The organism is Qipengyuania algicida, assembly GCF_009828025.1.
GTDB classification, from domain to species: domain Bacteria; phylum Pseudomonadota; class Alphaproteobacteria; order Sphingomonadales; family Sphingomonadaceae; genus Qipengyuania; species Qipengyuania algicida.
Genome location: NZ_WTYA01000011.1, coordinates 73,937 through 88,676, shown reverse-complemented (window position 1 = coordinate 88,676; position 14,740 = coordinate 73,937). Strand labels below are relative to the sequence as shown.

Here is a 14,740-nt window from a genome sequence, read left to right as displayed (position 1 = left end):
CGTTAACCGTTCGGAATTTCTTGCTGCCTACCCGTCGTCCGACGAAGCGCGCAGATTAACGCCCTCATCACCCATAAACCGTCAGACGGGGGTAACCCTTTTCAGATGATTCGACGCGAAGTACTGCCCAAGTTTGTGGTCTGGTACCCATTGATGACCCAGCGCGCCAACCAGAAGGCGTAAAGGCACGCAATCTTGCAGTCTTTACTCCCGGATAGGCTCATTCAATATCAGCGGGTCCTAACGCGCCCGACAATGGTTATTATGAACGCCTGATGCCGAACAATAGGCCTGTTGCGACCTGAAAGTTACCAGTCGTCGAATTACAAAGGGGGAAATTAAGCACTTGATTGACGCTAAAACTTCGATGAAAATAGATAAGCGGTTACCCAGCTTAATCCCGTATCTTTTGCTTACAAAATTTCGATTTCTCATAGAGCGGATGCAAAAAGATTGTTTCGGACCACAAAAAATGGAGCGTTTTGAATACAGCGCTGCAATCTGTATTTAAAACTAACTTGACCTGTATTTCAATACAATGCACATTTCGTGCAACATTTTGAATACAAGAGATTTTTATGTCACGCTCGTTCGCCTACTGTCGCGTTAGCACACTTGATCAAACCAACGACAACCAGATCAGGGAAATCCAAGCGGCTGGTTTTGACGTGAAGCACCACAGGATCGTCGCTGAATCAGTTTCCGGTTCAGTGCCAGCGATGGAGCGTGCTGGCTTCAAGAAACTGCTCGACCGGATGGAATGGGATGACGTTCTGATCGTCACCAAGCTTGATCGCTTGGGGCGCAATGCGATGGACGTTCGCACGACCGTCGAGAAGTTGACAAACAATAAGGTCAAGGTGCATTGCTTGGCGCTTGGTGGTGTCGACCTGACCAGCGCGGCTGGTAAAATGACAATGGCCGTTATCAGTGCTGTTGCTGAGTTCGAACGCGACCTGTTGATTGAGCGGACTCAGGCCGGCCTCAAACGAGCTAAGGCAGAAGGCAAAAAGTTGGGACGCCCACGTTTACTGAGCGACGATCAAGAGCGCGACATCTTGGCTAAATTGAAGCGGGGGCAATCCTATGGAACGCTGGCCAAGGAGTACAATGTCAGCCGATCTGCAATCCAGCGCGTTGAGAGACGAGCAATTGCTCAATGACCGCTTCTAGGACGCTTTGTGATTAGCTCTAGCCGCGATCTCCAGTTTTGCAGTTGCCTGCAGCAAGGAATTGGGCTCGGACGAATATTTCGCCGCCCGGACTGAAGCATGTTGGCAGGGAAGGCCCGGAGGCCTTCCCTATTTTGATCAAGCAGCCTGCAGATGATTGTTGTAACTGATGGTGTTTACAGCAAACACACGCTCAAATGGGCCCAATGATGATGGCTTATCGAACCTGTCCATCCCGCTCAGCCAAGGGCGGTGGCCCGCCATCGCTTCGATCAGTTGCGATGCTCGCATATGGGGGTCATGCCCGATGGCCGATGGAGCACCGACCGTCGCCCGGTCATAATTCAAGGCAACGTCACTAAAGGCTCCAGTCGTTCCATCGGTGCGGGAAAATGTGCCGGTGTTGTAGACAATATTGCTGTCCCAACCCCACACCTGATTCAAGGGGTCTCCAGACAAATTGATCTGGGCAATACCAGCATCGGCAAGGGACATCATCTCATTCGGCGTTGAAATACCGTTCTGGTCAGAGTCCTTCCAAACTGCGAAGCTGCTGAAATCGGCGTCCAATTCCGAGAGTATTCCATCCCCGTTGGTATCGAACGCCGTGAGTCCATCGAGATCGGATTTCGCGCCAGACTTGTCGGACGTGAAACTGAGTTCGGATGCGCCGGAAACAACGCCATCTTCGTTTCTGTCGATGACAAGGAAACCATCGCCCGATGATATCCAGCCGGTTTTGTCCGCTTTGCCGTCGCCACTCCAGTCGAACCGAACGCCGTTCGACTTTTGCTCCAGCTGCACCCCGTTGCCATCGAGATCTAGAACGATCGGAGACGCCAGGGAGACAGTCCCATCGCTGAACTGAGCATTCTGCACGCTGTACAAGGTGTCGGTGCCGTCGTCCCCGTTGGTTGCGGGATCGTTATCGACGATCTGCAGATCGCCCCAATAGGTTTCCAGACTGTATGACGCCATCAGACCAGCATAAAAGGCCGTATTGCTGCCACTTCCGCCATAAAGAACATCGTCCCCAGCCCCGCCATTGAGATTATCGTCCCCGGTCTCTCCGAACAGGTCATCATCACCATCGCCACCGTTTAAAGTGTCGTTGCCATCTCCCCCCATTATTCGGTCATATCCGCCAAGGCCGTCGATCACATCATCGCCGCCGTACCCATATAATTCTTCTGCGAGATTACTCCCCGTAATGGAATCGTTGCCCGACGTACCCAAAGCAGGCAAATCTGCGACGGCAATGGTTGTGTCGTCGCCTGCAAAATAGAGAGTTTCGACGTTCACCGCGCTGGCTCCACCTTTGTCATAAAGAAGGAAAATGCCTAAGGTTCCGTCCGGCTCATTACTAATCATATAATCTTGCGAGCTGCCTGAGAATTGCAGGAGGTCGATCCCCTCTCCACCATCTATTGTATCGAACCCGCCTACGTAGGTAATAGTATCGTCGAACTCGGTTCCAACGATCGTATCATTGTCCGGCGTGCCGAACAGGCTGATGAGGTCGGCAACGTTATATGTCTTGCCATCCGCGGTGGACGTAATAGTTTCCACATTGGTCAGACTGATGGAACCAGCACCCTCATCATAGCCGGTGAGAACGAAATTGGTCCCGTCATAGGAACGATCGTAATCGCCCAAGCTGCTGAACATTGTGACCTGGTCAAGTCCATCACCGCCATCGACGCTGACATTTCCGTTGGTCAAATTGATCGTATCGTCACCGCCCGCAGCATCGATAGTTCCATTCTTGTTGTCATTTTCCAGCGTGTCATCACCGGATGTGCCTGTCAAAGACACATCGCCTGATGCTCCGTGGCCGGTATAATTTGCTGCCGCGACATTGAGCGAGTCAGGGCTGCTGACGGACTGGGCATACTCGAACGACCCACCATTAAGCGACCCTGCAAATTGACCGTCAGAGAAAGTGATGCCGGGGATGTCTAGCATGGTTGTTTGGTTTGGATCATATGCGGTAGGAACGCTTGTGGACCAGTTGAACTGGGAACCAGTGACAGTGCCTAAGTATAGCGAACTCCCATCGCTGAGTTGAATTGCACATGTCCCTTCCAGATACGTCATACCAGCGATCTCGCCAGTCCCTGGGAAACCGCCTGTTACAACGGGATTCCAAACAAACGTGACGTCCGCCCTGCTTACTGCGGACATATCGATGCCATTAACACCCCATCGCACGGCGGTTTGCCCTGAATTTGGATCTTCGCTTACCTGTCCGACAAGCGTGTCGTGGCCTTCGCCGAATCCGAATTGGACGAGACTCAAGTCGTTTGGTGAATCCGTCGCCGCATCAATCAGATCGTCACCAGCTCCGCCCGCCAGGGTTGCGCTCGCATTACCTCCGACAACGCGGAGGTAGTCGTTCCCGTCTCCGCCTTGCAAAGTATCGTTATAGCCTGATCCAATCAGCAGATCGTCGCCATCACCGCCGGAAAGTGTGTTTAAGATGCCATCCCCACCAATGAGAACGTCATTGCCCAGGCCGCCCGTGATCTCATCATCGCCGAAACCGCCGAGAATTGTGGAGTCACCTGTGGTTCCCGCAATCGAGATGAGATCGTCGCCGAACCCACCCGAAAAATACTTGGCGCCATCGGTGAGGTCGGTGATCCAATCGTTACCTCGCGTGCCCACGACATCCGTGTCGAAATTCTGGAGGTGGATAACGCCGCCAGTTGTATTGTCGGTAACTGTGCCGACGCCACTTTTGTTGATTTCGATGGTGAAGTCAGCGCCCAATGCCATACCAGACCCATTGATGATATCCTGCCTCTCGCCATTTTGGCCATGGTTGGCATCGAATGTCAGCGTAGTGCTATAGGCGATATTGCCTTTGATCTGCAGCGAGTCAGCTTTTGAGGTGCCGATGACTTTTTCGATAGAATGAAGGGTATCCGTTCCACCCAGGCCGTCTTCGACTTTGGTCTTCAGGACAGAGTCCGTGCCATCGTAAACCAGCTTAATAGCATTGGTGCTAGATTGGTAATTCGCAGTGTCGTTACCGTCACCTAGCCCAGAACTAACGTTCTTATCTCCGCCCCACAGATCATCATCTCCAGCGCCACCGATGAGCATATCATCGCCAGAACCACCATAAATGTTATCGTTGCCTGCATGACCGTCAATTATGTCATTATCTTGCTCTCCATAAAGGAAATCAGCCTCTTCACCGCCATTAACTAAATCGTTTCCAGTTCCTCCGTAGAAATAATTATGCCCATTTGCGCCTATCATCGTATCATTACCAGAAAATCCGAACGCAAGAACACCTAGTAGTGATCCGTCAAATAATTTTGGCCAACTCGAAAAATTTATTACATTGTCGTGAGTATTTCCTTGGTCCCCAAACCGCGTTATCTGAACTGTATTTCCTCCGGTTAGCCCCCCAGAATTAGCAGCTGATTGTAACAGAGGTTTATATTTTACGTCCAACTTAATAAGTCCGGCATTGTATGATGACCGCAAATCTGAAATTCCAAGCTCTGCGCTTACCGTCCATTCGTGTTCAACTACATTGGGCGAATATATATATTCCGTCGAGCTTGACGTTCCTTGTACAAGCCCAGGCGTATTCATCAATTCGTCCGATGAATATCGAAATGTATTGCTTCCAATCGAGTATGTTTTATCTGTTACAGGATCCACTAGTCCCGCAGAGTGCCCAATCTCGTGAGCTAAGATTACGAGCGGATCCATCTGGAAAATAGTTCCAGTTTTACTTACAGAAAATACTTCCTGGTTTGGATCGAATAGAATGTAAGAATCGTTTGTCGAGCCCGCAGGCACCCAGGATGCTGGACCCATATTAGCGGGAGACTTTCCAATGCGAATAGGTCCAGCCGCCGCCAAGCTTTCCAACATCGCCCGAGTTTCAGGAGATTTGTCGTAAAGGGTTGATATCGCGTTGATTACCTTATTTTCAAAGTCAGACTCTTCCTGACCGGATAGGTTAACTGGAATGCGATTTGAATATGTTGCCCAACCAGACGGCGACCAGAACTGCAATGCCGCGACAACAGACGCCTCTGACATATTATCCTCCATTTTTTTCTAGATGTGATATAATTACTTCTTCGAATTCTGAGTTTTCATTTGTGATATCTCTTCTAATGTAATTCCTATGAGCGTCCACGTAGTAACTGTAGCAAAGATCTTTTTTGAGCTTCAGGCATACACGATCGTTTTTAAACTCATATGGCGCGCTAGTGTCCCAGACTTCTCCCCCTATAAATCTGTACTCTCCGTATTTTGTGTAAAGCTCTCCAGGAGAAATTTGTCCATCAGGCACTTTATGCGTAATAATTGATCCAGTGATCACCTGTTTTAAATCATTCCCCTTGACGATTGCATATCCATCAGGAACACAATCGGTTGATTGTACACCCAATCCTAATGCTAGAATAATAAATATTGCGCTAGTCGTCATAAAAGCAGCTCCTAAAATTCAATTGGAAATATAGCATTATAGGTGAGCAATATAGAAAAGTGAAATACAATATTATTGTATTACCGAATAACCTATTTCTCTCGGCCACTTTCTTTCCCGACTTTACTTAGCGGACTTACAATATAAGACGCAATGGTTCTTCGCCCGATGCGAATATCTGCGACGCCGGACATACCTGGCGCGAGTTGAGTCAATCTGCCGTCGATGCTTAATGCTCGATCATCTAGGTGCACACGCGCCGAATAGACCAAACCGAGCTTATCGTTCTCGACGGCATCGGAGCTGATACTTTCGATGCGGCCATGCACCGTGCCATACTGAGTGAATGGAAACGCATCGAGTTTCAGGGCTACCGCCTGGCCCGGCCTTACAAAGCCTATATCCTTGTTGAGCACCATGACATCAGCAACAAGTGGCCCTCCGTCAGGCACAATGACCATGATGGGTTTCGTCGCCTCGACGACCCCGCCAATAGTGTGAACCGCCAACTGTGTTACAGTGCCGGATACCGGACTGACCAGGCGCTGGTGTGCGACCGCGTTGAGCGCCTTGGCGAGGTCGTCATGGCGCATGCGTGCCTCATTTTCAGCCTTGGCCAAATCGCCCATGATCTGCACCCGAGCTTGCTCGCGTGAAGCCATCACCGCGGTACGGGCTCTCGCCATCTGTGCAGCGGCTTGCTTCGCGCGTTCAAGTGCGGCATCGCGGTCGCGCGAGGCGGCCATCCGCTGCCGCCGCATTTCAATGACCTTGAGCTTGGGTACGAAGCCGCGCGACAACAACTTTTCGTTGGCGTCCAATTGCTCATCGAGTAGCGGCAGCGTCTCCGTAAGCTTCGTCGCCTCTACCTGCGCTTCGGACCGTGAAGCTGTCGCTGCATTCAACTCCGCTGAATGGCCTGCGGCAGACGCTCTGATGTCCGCAAGTTGTGCTTCGGCAAGCTGTTCTTGAAGTGCGGCAATGTCCAACGCTGTTCCCACAGGGGCGGTGAAGTGGAAGCCCTTCCCGTTAAGCGCCGATAGCACTGCGCGAGCCCGTGCAGCGTCGAGTTCCGCGCTCTCCAATGCCTTTCGCGCTTGCTCGCTGTTCGCCTTCGACGCCGTGGGATCAAGTTCAACGAGAGGTTGGCCTGCTTTGACGTGTTGGCCGTCACGCACCAGTATTTCGCGGACCACCCCGGCCTCTGGTGGCTGGATCAGTTTGACGTTTTGTGCCGGTATCAATTTACCCGGTGCCGATGCGACAACGTCGAGGCGGCCGAACGTAAGCCAGGCAAGGGTGAGCAGCAAACCAAACAACAGCAGCCACGTGGTGATCCGTCCGGTAGGCGATACAGGCCGCTCGATTACTTCCAAGGCGGCTGGGAGGAAGGTTACCTCATCGCATCCGAGCCAGCTTCGCTTGCGTGCCTTGTCCTGTGCGAGCGCGATCCGCGTTGCATCCCAGTAGCGTGCAAGAGCGTTCACGCAGCCACCCCCTCAACCAGGCCCATCTGTCGCCGATGCAGGCTGGCGTAACGACCATCCTTCTCGATCAAGTCTGCATGTGATCCGCTTTCGACAATCCGCCCCTTTTCCAAGGTGATGATGCGATCGCATTGTCGGATGGCTGACAGACGGTGCGCAATGATCAGCACTGTCCGCCCGCGTGCCATCGCTTTCAAATTCGTTTGTATGATTTCTTCGCTTTCCGCGTCGAGCGCAGAAGTCGCTTCATCGAGGATCAGGATGCGGGGCTGCGTGACCAGTGCACGCGCGATTGCAATACGCTGACGTTGCCCGCCCGACAGGTTGACGCCGCGCTCCTCGATGAGCGTATCATAACCTTGGGGCATCGTGAGGATGAACTCATGCGCACCGGAAAGCTGTGCTGCAGCCATCACCTGCTCCAGAGGCATGCCGGGATTGGCGAGGGCGATGTTGTCACGAATGCTGCGGTTGAAAAGCAGGTTTTCCTGCAGCACCACGCCAATCTGACGACGCAGCCAGGCGGGATCGACCTGCGCAATATCCACACCATCGATCAAAATCCTGCCTGAGGCGGGAGTATACAAACGCTGAAGGAGCTTCGTGAGTGTGGATTTACCCGACCCGGAAGAGCCCGCGATACCCAGCGTGCTACCTGCAGGAAGATCGATCGAAATATCATCCAGTGTCCACGGCCCTTCCAGGCCATAGCGAAAACGCACTTGATCGAAGCGGATTGCGCCTTTCAGCTTGGGCAATGCAATCTTCGACCCTGCCCCGGCTTCAACGGGCGCGTTGAGAACATCCCCTAAGCGCTCCACCGAAATGCGCACTTGCTGAAAGTCCTGCCAGAGCTGCGCCATGCGGATCACAGGCCCTGAAACTCGCTGAGCGAACATGTTGAACGCGACGAGCCCTCCAACAGTCAAAGCACCGGCAATCACCTGCTGAGCCCCAAAGAACAGAATGGCCGCTAGGCTGAGCTTGGAAATGAGTTGTACGGTCTGGCTTCCGGTATTCCCGAGATTGATGACTCGCTGATTGGCCGCGCTGTAAGCTGCCAATTGCTGTTCCCAGCGATCTCGCCATTGCGGCTCCACGGCAGCAGCCTTGACCGTCTGGATGCCTGACACGCTTTCGACCAACAGGGCATTGTTGGCTGATCCGCGCTCGTATTTTTCATTGAGGCGATGCCTCAATGGCTTTGTGACGAGCAGCGAAACCGCAACATAGGCAGGGATCGTCAGCATGACGATCCAGAACAAGGTCTGCGAGTAGATCCACATTGCGATCAGAAAGACCACTGTGAAGATTGGATCGACTAACACAGACAGTGACGCATTGGTCAGAAATTCACGGATCTGTTCGAGCTGGCGAATCCGGGTTACGGTATCGCCAACCCTTCGCCCCTCGAAATAGGCTATCGGGAGGCCGAGCAAATGGCGAAACAACCGCGCACCAAGCTCCACGTCCAGCTTCTGACTGGTTTCGGAGTATAAGCGGGTGCGGAGCCAGCCAAATGCCACCTCCCAGAGCGACACAGCTACCAATCCAATTGAGAGCACTTGCAGCGTAGCAAGGGTGTTATGCACCAGCACTTTGTCGATTACATTTTGGAAGAATAGTGGCGCGGCAAGCCCAAGCAGGTTGAGCGCCAGCGTAATGAGCAAAACCTCGCCGATCAGGCGGCGATAACGTACGATCTGCGGGATAAACCATGTGAAATCGAACCGACCCAGCGCGCCATTCACTCCTTCGCGCGTGGTGACCATGACGAGCGCGCCATCCCAATCCTCGATAAAACGGTCACGATCAATTTTTTGCGGCGAACCATGTGGACGCTGAATCAACACTACGTCATCGGCGACTCCACCAATCACAACCCATTCAGATTGGACTTGAGCCAGCGCGGGGAAAGGTATCCTGCCCAATCGATCATAGCTCGTGACGACGCCTTTGGCGCGCACTCCCTCAATTGTCCTGGACAGCCGAACAATATCATTCGTCGAGAGATTTCGGTGATGTCCGAGTGCATGCCGAAGCTGATCGGGATCGGCAGCGACACGATGCATCGCAAGTACAGTTACAAAGCTGACCAAACCCGAATCGTTCGGCTCAGCAACGTGTTGTTTCCCCAACCCAACCAAAGCGACCCTCCTGACGCTTGGCTGCAACCCGAGTCTCAAGCGACAGGCTTATGTGTTTCACCGCTTGGGCTTGGCGTCAATTCACAATGACAGTTAACATTCTGTTATTTATATCCATTATGGATGTAATCGCAGCCCCATTCACCGGACGGATTTTACTGTAGACTTATTCTTAAATTTTTCGTCCAATGCAACAGCCAGCTTGTAGTAGGTGCTTGCTTTGCCGCTCGCCGGAACTTCTACAAAAATGATAAATTTTTAACTGCGGCTGACGGATCATTCGCAGCATGCTGTCGCACAACTAAAGCGAAAACCTGTTTTCTTGGCTTCTTTTTCACAGCATCGGCCTCCAAGAAAGCAGAGGCGGTTCAAAAGACGTTCGCCAGCATCGGTATCTGGCCGCACGATAACCTCGAAAACATAGGCGGCGAGATCAATTAAGGACTTCTGGCGAAAGGTAACTGGGAGACCAAGCTCCGGGCCGCCGATCTCCCGGATAACCGGAAGGTGTTTGCCAGTCCTGCGGTCATGTTCACTACCTCACTCGCGTCTTCCTCATGAACGAGCGTCATGTCGGGCATCTCTATATCGATCAGATCGAGCGCCGGTCTCGGCGCCGGGTGCTGGGCTGCAAGGGCCGTATGAGGCTGGCGATGATGCACAAGAGCCAGACCAGCGGGTCTGTTGGCGGGATGTCGTAGAAGTGAATGCCCGCATTCCATCGTTTTGCAGGTCCATCACGAAACTGGCAGGTGTAGCCTCATTCAGTGCCGGTGGTGACGTCAAGTTTTCCATTAACCGGCCTGATTTCAGCCAGAAGAAATATTTTCGAATCCAAGTCGCCGGGATCATCCAACTTCAGCGTATAGTAGGCATCATTGAACTGCGTGTAGGACGAAAACACGCCATCCGCTTCTGCCATCGGTTTGGCGATTCTAAGCTTCGCCCGGCATCTTACTGTAGTGCGATTGGCATCATCATGCCCCACTCCGAGGCTGGTAATATCTCGAAAGACAAAATTCAGTTTGGTGAACGAATTAGCGTTTATCCACGCCAGCGCTACGGCATCATCGCGAGTGTCGGCTGACTGTTGTGCAGCGGTAACAATAAGCGCTTGGCGGACGGCTTTGGCAAACGGCTCGTGTAGTTGATCAATGATCCGCTGGTCTGAACAGAGCAATCCTAGGTTTTGCGTGTCGAGCGTTGACTGGCTCGGCTGATCGGAAGCACTAGCCTGAGAGGCTGGCGCGAAATCAAACAAACCCGAAGCGTTCCCTTGACAGCGCACGAACCGCACCGTGCCATTATGGTCGCTCAACGTCATCACGTTGGAGCTTTTAGCCACGAGCTGAAAACTCTCATCTTGCCACACGCCGCCAAAAGGTTCGGTCACATTCACATTACTGAGTTCAAGCGTATCCCCATCGAGTTGGTACTGCGCCGTCATGCCCTGATAGTGCTCCTCCTTAGTAGGCGCACGGTAAGTAAAGAAGCTCTTGTAAGTCCCATCCTTGGTGAAAAGAAGCGCCTTGGCTGTGTGTCGGTTGAGTTTTTCCAGGCCCGGAGCGTTGAAATCACTGCACGCGGTCTTGCCATCGGAACCGCCCTTTGGCGTCATGACCCAAGCCCCAACAAGCCAGTCACGAGTTGGCCCGGCAGCAGCGTCATCAGATGGTGGAGAATTGTTGCTACTGTTATTGCCGTCAGGTGAGGTGGTCATCATCCCTATCACCCATAGCCCAAGGACTATCACGCCAACGACCATCGCGACATTTTTGAATTTCTGCTTGATACGATCGCCTATCGAAGGCGCTTCATCATCAACGTCTTCCCATTCGGCGTCGATGATCTTGCCTTCGAGTTTACGCCGACCGTCATTCGGTCCCGTCAATTTCTTCATTGATCTATTTCCCAACATAACATGGTTGAGCTGGTCGGTGCGCCAAACTCGCGGATATGCGCTCGAAGCTGCACGTCGTCTGCGGCCAGCCACCCCAGCCGAAGGTGAAGCAGAACCACGCGATGCCGAGCGACCCTATCGTGATCAGGATCACCCGCACGGTTCGCACCACAATGCGACCAAGCCGATCTGCCAGTTTTCGAAGCGGACCCATCATTGTGTCTGTTTCCCCGATCGAGCCAAATGCATTGGTTTGCTGACAGCAATTGCGCTGGTGCATTCGGTAACCCGAGCACAAGTGCTTGTCACAGTTTCTGTGCGCCGGTCAAGCTGGCCGACAGAGCCCGAATGGTTCGCCGACTCACAACTCCCGGATTTCGCGATGACCGCTATCGCCAGCTGATTGCGAACCTTGCAGCGCGGCGTGCCGAGCTTGGCATGTCGCAACAGCAGCTGGGCGATAAGCTCGGACTGCACCGACAGTTTATCTCGCGGGTTGAGCTTGGCGAACGACGGCTCGATGTGGTCGAACTGGTGGACATTGCTCGGGCCTTGGACCTTGACCCTGCCGAGGTAGTCGCAGCCATTCCCCTTGATCGTCGCAGCCAAGCGATCAACCCGCAAGAGACTGGCTCCTAAGCGCCCTTTCCGGTGTCTTGGACCTTGGCGATGAGCTGATCGAGATCGGCTTTACCGGCAGCAATAGCCTCGACCGCCTTCTTCACTGGCAGCAAGGCTGCGTCGATGTCGTTCTCGGAAAAGCCTTTGGCCAGTTGCATCCGGTCGATCACAAAAGGAATGTACCAGCGCTTGCCAGTATCCTCGTGACGCTGGAAGCCAATCTTCTCCAACTTGGCTGCGTGAGCCTTATCAGCGGCAATCGCTTCTCCGGTATGGATCAGGCCCGGACGCCACATGAGTTCCAGCACCATCTTGGTGTCACCCGAGCCGGTAGCAGCCGCAAGCCAGGTGTAGCCGCTTTCGTCTTCGGTCAGCTCCATCAGCTCCAGCCACGCATCTCCGCGACCGAGCCGCTTGGTCGGCTTCCAGTCCGAGGTCATGATGAGGATCGTATAATCGGTGCGGAACACTTCGTAGCCGTCGCCCAGTGCATTGCGCATGGTGGCTGCGATCTGGCTTAGCAGCCATTCGGTCATGGGGCCTTCGGCCAATCGGTAGTCGCGTTCGAGATCGTTGATGTTCTCGACGATGCGGGCTGCGTGGCCTGCGTCCAGTTCGCTAGGCAAAGTGGTCTTGCTCTCGGAATCCATGGTCCGGTTCTCCAGTGTTTGATTGTGTAGTGAAGCCGACGCCGAATCACTCCGTTCGGTCGTCGTGGCGCTATGCAGCGCTGCGCACAGTGTTACTGGACCTAATTATGGGCAGCAATATTTGGAGCTATATCAGCTGCTTAATGGCCTCCAAGAGAACTGGGAATTTGTTCATCTCTTCTAAGTTAGATTTCCTAAGCTGTTCGTGCTCAGCATCAACATAATCGTCCACTACTCCCGAGTATTCATTTCGGAACTTGTCGAGCGGACAATTCCTGAGCCTAGCATAGAGCCGTTGCTCCTTCACCCACCCGATCAGCTCCGACTCAATATAGCCTGAGACAGTCGAGCTTCCCTTACGGTGTGCCGGGTACTGATGATTGAAGCCGAGAAGCAGTGACGGTGGAATGTAGTGGCGAAACGCATGCCACATCGGCTGTGCCAACCGATCCCTTTCGCTTGGCGTTATGACCTTAGGGTTGTCAGCCAAAACCGCGCCGATCAGCTGATGAAACATAACAGCCTCATTCGACATGAGTTTTTCTGGTTCTATTAATTTCTCAGGGATTCTATTGCAAATTTCCTCACCTTGAAGAAATGCCAGCCAAGGATGAACGACGGCATAGAGCGTCACCCTGAGCCACTCATTCGGTGTTAGCCCATCACTGGTCCTACCCCTGCTTGTGACATTCAAGCGCCGATTTCTCAGCTCCCCTACGATTTTGTCCTCCACTCGGGCGAGCGTGTTTTTTCTAAGCTGCGGCGCGAATTCTAGTGGCGCACGTTTCAGCATATAAATCTGAGCTTTAGTGATCCATTCAGGCTCAATCTGGACTGGTCTGATAAACGACATACCGCCAATGTAGCACTCTAGTGCTACTCTTCAAAACCTAGATTTCAATAAAAAGCAGAAGTCGGTACGAAAATAAACTTGTAGACCGGCCCATGTAACCATCATAAATGGTTCGCCAGTTTTGAAAGGAACTGGCTTATGGTTGAATTGTCTTCCAAGTTACCAATACTATTAGAAGTTGTCACGCCTGATGGAGTGGATAAGAGTATCCACTATTTCCCTGCTCCTGACGATATGAAACCAGAACTTCTTGCTCGTTATACCGATTATATAGAATCTAGATACAACGGCAATGCTCCTATGCTTGTTACCGTTAAAGAAACTTGTCGCTTGATAGGCTTCAAAAAAACAAAAACCTTCGCGCTTCTCAGGGAAGGGAAGCTTGAGCGTCGAAAATACGGTCGCGCAACCCGTGTAACCATGCGAAGCATCCGTCGATTTGTGGCGACCACAAATGCCTAGCTATAGCATCGGGGCTGATTGGTTACTCGCTGATGATGAACGCATATACTACTCGAACGTAGAGGCTCTAATCGAAACCCAGCAGGAAGCACGGCGCGAAGATCAGCGCCGTGCCCTATGCTTGGCCAAGGCCTCAAAGAAGTTTCCAGATCAGCTGCCGAACTGCTGGGTTCGAAGGCTAACCGACAAGGTGGGAGCTGCTGCAAGGCGTAAAGGTGTTGATACTGCGAGAAGCCCGGCTTCTGCAGTGGCAATGCGCCGACATCGGATTCGAGTAGTTGGCTCTCTTTGCCGTCTTTACGAGGAGGCTGACGCTCAGGCGACGACCTTCACGATCATTCCGCGCCATTGGGAGTTCACGCCTGACGAGCTGATGGGCGTCGATCCCAAGGCCTTATTACGCCGTCTGCGTGCCGATCTCTACCGTGCTGGAGCAGCAAAGACGAAAGGCTGGATGTTCGTCTACATCCATGGCGAGTACGACCCGAATGCGAAGGTCTACCGTCTGCATGTCCACGGTCTGTGCAGCAACGAAATGGTTCCGGTCCTAGATCGCCTCAGGAAGAAGCCGAACTATAAGTCGGTCAGGACCTTGCCAGATGGTAGCTGGTCTCCGGTCTACCGCCGCGTCTGGGTTCGGCGGAAGCCGCTATACGACCTACCTTACCCACTGACCTATCTTATGCAGTCGTTCTGGCCGTCCCGGCCGATCTTCATCAACGAAGCTGGGCAGCGTCGCAGGGTCCGCGACAAGCGTGCGATCCCGGAACCATTCCACTCGCAGGTACTCCTATGGCTCGATCAATTCGAGCTGCAAGATCTGGCGTTGCTGATCGGTCTGCGCGTCACACGCAACGGCCTGCAACAGACGTCGAGCAGGCGGTAAACCTATGACGCGGTGGAATCGTCTGAATCGGCATCGAATGGGTCTGTGTGAGGCTCTGGGGACGTGTTTTGAGCTGTTGAAGCAGTAACACTGCACCGTCTCA

Annotated in this window: 12 protein-coding genes; 5 read left to right on the top strand and 7 right to left on the bottom strand. The window is 52.9% G+C overall.

Features of this window, described 5'->3' with window-relative positions; genetic code table 11:
* Positions 1-578: 578 nt before the first annotated feature.
* Complete coding sequence (locus GRI58_RS13500; protein ID WP_160754126.1) at positions 579-1,163, top strand: recombinase family protein; 585 nt, start codon at positions 579-581, stop codon at positions 1,161-1,163.
* A 147-nt stretch (positions 1,164-1,310) separates the two neighbouring features.
* Here GRI58_RS13500 and GRI58_RS13495 read toward each other — a convergent pair whose 3' ends face one another.
* The 4 genes from GRI58_RS13495 to GRI58_RS13480 all read right to left on the bottom strand — a co-directional run bounded on the left by GRI58_RS13495 (position 1,311) and on the right by GRI58_RS13480 (position 9,190).
* The gene (locus GRI58_RS13495; RefSeq protein ID WP_160754125.1) at positions 1,311-5,237 is read right to left on the bottom strand and encodes a calcium-binding protein; all 3,927 of its coding nucleotides are present in this window, start codon (positions 5,235-5,237) and stop codon (positions 1,311-1,313) included.
* Position 5,238: 1 nt separating this feature from the next.
* Positions 5,239-5,631, bottom strand: coding sequence for a hypothetical protein (locus GRI58_RS13490; RefSeq protein WP_160754124.1), 393 nt, complete (start codon positions 5,629-5,631; stop codon positions 5,239-5,241).
* Between the two features lie 92 nt (positions 5,632-5,723).
* The gene (locus GRI58_RS13485) at positions 5,724-7,007 is read right to left on the bottom strand and encodes an HlyD family type I secretion periplasmic adaptor subunit (RefSeq protein ID WP_202386976.1); all 1,284 of its coding nucleotides are present in this window, start codon (positions 7,005-7,007) and stop codon (positions 5,724-5,726) included.
* Between the two features lie 107 nt (positions 7,008-7,114).
* Positions 7,115-9,190 (bottom strand): type I secretion system permease/ATPase, encoded by a 2,076-nt coding sequence (locus tag GRI58_RS13480; RefSeq protein ID WP_160754135.1) that lies wholly within the window; start codon positions 9,188-9,190, stop codon positions 7,115-7,117.
* Between the two features lie 632 nt (positions 9,191-9,822).
* Between GRI58_RS13480 and GRI58_RS13475 the strand changes: the two genes are divergently transcribed.
* Positions 9,823-9,966, top strand: coding sequence for a hypothetical protein (locus tag GRI58_RS13475; RefSeq protein ID WP_160754122.1), 144 nt, complete (start codon positions 9,823-9,825; stop codon positions 9,964-9,966).
* Between the two features lie 59 nt (positions 9,967-10,025).
* On the opposite strand, the gene GRI58_RS13470 is transcribed toward GRI58_RS13475, so the two are convergent.
* Positions 10,026-11,165, bottom strand: a complete 1,140-nt coding sequence (locus GRI58_RS13470) for a hypothetical protein (protein ID WP_160754121.1) — start codon at positions 11,163-11,165, stop codon at positions 10,026-10,028.
* A 243-nt stretch (positions 11,166-11,408) separates the two neighbouring features.
* Here GRI58_RS13470 and GRI58_RS15950 point away from each other — a divergent pair, with 243 nt between their 5' ends.
* Entirely contained in the window at positions 11,409-11,804 is a 396-nt protein-coding gene (locus tag GRI58_RS15950) for a helix-turn-helix domain-containing protein (protein ID WP_419957051.1), read from the top strand.
* Here GRI58_RS15950 and GRI58_RS13460 read toward each other — a convergent pair.
* Both GRI58_RS13460 and GRI58_RS13455 read right to left on the bottom strand, forming a co-directional pair.
* Positions 11,801-12,436 (bottom strand): hypothetical protein, encoded by a 636-nt coding sequence (locus GRI58_RS13460; RefSeq protein WP_160754119.1) that lies wholly within the window; start codon positions 12,434-12,436, stop codon positions 11,801-11,803. The genes GRI58_RS15950 and GRI58_RS13460 overlap by 4 nt on opposite strands.
* A 127-nt stretch (positions 12,437-12,563) precedes the next feature.
* Complete coding sequence (locus GRI58_RS13455) at positions 12,564-13,289, bottom strand: hypothetical protein (protein ID WP_160754118.1); 726 nt, start codon at positions 13,287-13,289, stop codon at positions 12,564-12,566.
* 138 nt (positions 13,290-13,427) lie between these two features.
* Between GRI58_RS13455 and GRI58_RS13450 the strand changes: the two genes are divergently transcribed.
* On the top strand, positions 13,428-13,751 hold the full coding sequence (locus GRI58_RS13450; protein ID WP_160754117.1) for a helix-turn-helix domain-containing protein: 324 nt from the start codon (positions 13,428-13,430) through the stop codon (positions 13,749-13,751).
* A gap of 253 nt (positions 13,752-14,004) precedes the next feature.
* Complete coding sequence (locus GRI58_RS13445) at positions 14,005-14,637, top strand: hypothetical protein (RefSeq protein ID WP_160754116.1); 633 nt, start codon at positions 14,005-14,007, stop codon at positions 14,635-14,637.
* Positions 14,638-14,740: the final 103 nt, after the last annotated feature.

Excerpts from the sequence above, each read along its gene's own strand:
- GRI58_RS13475 (WP_160754122.1), top strand. The coding sequence starts at position 9,823 with ATGAACGAGCGTCATGTCGGGCATCTCTATATCGATCAGATCGAGCGC.
- GRI58_RS13495 (WP_160754125.1), bottom strand. The coding sequence starts at position 5,237 with ATGTCAGAGGCGTCTGTTGTCGCGGCATTGCAGTTCTGGTCGCCGTCT.
- GRI58_RS13460 (WP_160754119.1), bottom strand. The coding sequence starts at position 12,436 with ATGGATTCCGAGAGCAAGACCACTTTGCCTAGCGAACTGGACGCAGGC.
- GRI58_RS13445 (WP_160754116.1), top strand. The coding sequence starts at position 14,005 with ATGCGCCGACATCGGATTCGAGTAGTTGGCTCTCTTTGCCGTCTTTAC.
- GRI58_RS13490 (WP_160754124.1), bottom strand. The coding sequence starts at position 5,631 with ATGACGACTAGCGCAATATTTATTATTCTAGCATTAGGATTGGGTGTA.
- GRI58_RS13480 (WP_160754135.1), bottom strand. The coding sequence starts at position 9,190 with ATGCATCGTGTCGCTGCCGATCCCGATCAGCTTCGGCATGCACTCGGA.
- GRI58_RS13500 (WP_160754126.1), top strand. The coding sequence starts at position 579 with ATGTCACGCTCGTTCGCCTACTGTCGCGTTAGCACACTTGATCAAACC.
- GRI58_RS13455 (WP_160754118.1), bottom strand. The coding sequence starts at position 13,289 with ATGTCGTTTATCAGACCAGTCCAGATTGAGCCTGAATGGATCACTAAA.
- GRI58_RS13470 (WP_160754121.1), bottom strand. The coding sequence starts at position 11,165 with ATGAAGAAATTGACGGGACCGAATGACGGTCGGCGTAAACTCGAAGGC.
- GRI58_RS13450 (WP_160754117.1), top strand. The coding sequence starts at position 13,428 with ATGGTTGAATTGTCTTCCAAGTTACCAATACTATTAGAAGTTGTCACG.
- GRI58_RS15950 (WP_419957051.1), top strand. The coding sequence starts at position 11,409 with ATGCATTGGTTTGCTGACAGCAATTGCGCTGGTGCATTCGGTAACCCG.